Origin of the sequence: Microbispora sp. CSR-4, assembly GCF_008033685.1 — a bacterium.
In the GTDB taxonomy this organism is placed as follows: domain Bacteria; phylum Actinomycetota; class Actinomycetes; order Streptosporangiales; family Streptosporangiaceae; genus Microbispora.
On record NZ_VJVX01000171.1, the window covers coordinates 1 to 1,273 of the forward strand.

General features: G+C 73.7%; 1 protein-coding gene. It reads right to left on the reverse strand.

The annotated features are described in order from the left end of the window. On the reverse strand, nt 1–1,273 hold a 1,273-nt coding region (locus FLV34_RS39270; RefSeq protein ID WP_147945584.1), incomplete at both ends, for a DUF222 domain-containing protein.

The following is a 1,273-nucleotide window of genomic DNA, read 5'->3' on the forward strand; positions in this document are numbered from 1 at the left end:
GCACATGGTCGCCGGGAGCGGGCAGCCGTCGACCCAGCATGTGGCATACCGGGCGAACACCGCCCTGCGCTGGGCAGGAGTCGCCAGGCGGACCTTGCGGCCCATGTCGAGGACCTGCCCGTCGGCGTTCATGACGATCCGCACCAGAGTCGAGGTGCGGGCGAGCCGGTGCACGCTGGAGACGGGCAGCACCTGCCCGGTCGCCAGCAACAACCCCGGCGCGGTCCCCGGCGCCATCCCCAACGACGCACCAAGCGACAACACCCCGGGCGGCCCGCCTGCCGACGCTCCCAGCGCCGTCCCCAGCGTTCCCGGTATGTCCTGGCCATGCCGGTAGTCCCCCGCAGGCCCAGGCCCGGCGTGGGTGTGACGTGCGTAGGCGTCCTCGGGAGGAGGATCCGGCCGCGCTGCCTCCGAGGGTGCTGCCTCCGACGGCGGCGCATCCCAAGCCGCCGCGCCTGAAGACGCTGTGTCCGAAGGTGCTGTGTGCGAATGCCCGCCACCGGCGGCGAGGCATGCTGACCCGGCCCGCGTGGCGTGCGGTGCTCCAGACTGGACCGCAGCGCGGTCGCCGTCGCCGCCTGTGGCGGGCGCGGTCTCGTGGCGCTCGGCAGAGCTGGTGCTGACGGTCTCTCCGCCCTCGGCGGAGGCGATGCTTGCAGTGTCGCGCAGCTCGCACTCGCCGGGCCGCCGCTCACCGGCATCGCTACCCGTACCGGCACCTGCCTCGGCCTCGGCAGTGTCGAACTCGTCGGCTTCGGCGGGCGCAGGGGCGCCAGTGTTGTCGGCGTCGGGACAGTCGGTGCCGCCCGCAGCGCCGGGGTCGCCCATCACGCCGGAGGTGGCGCCCTCGGCCCCGGTGGGGTCGTCGGCGCTTCCGGCGTCGCTGTCGCAGTCGCCGGTCGCAACAGCCTCGCTCGGGGCCTCGGAGCTTCCGGCGGGGTCGGGAGCGTAGTCGCTGGGGGCGCTGTCGCCGAGGTCCGCCAAGTAGTGGCTGACGTCGTCGGCCGGGTCGGCGGGGTGTGGGTTGTCGTCGGTGGGGTCGGTGTTGTCGGGGTCGGTGGGGAGGGATTCGGCGCTGACCACGACGAGGAGCTCGGTGACGATCTTCTGCTCCAGCAGGGCGATCAGCGCGTCGGCCTGGCGCACCGTCAGCGGGCGGTCATCCCCCTGCGCCCTCAGCTTGGCGTACGCCTGCAACAACGCCATCAACCGGGCGCCGGCCTCACGCGGCAGGTAGAACTCCCCTTCCACGCCGCCGCCCTTGCCCGGG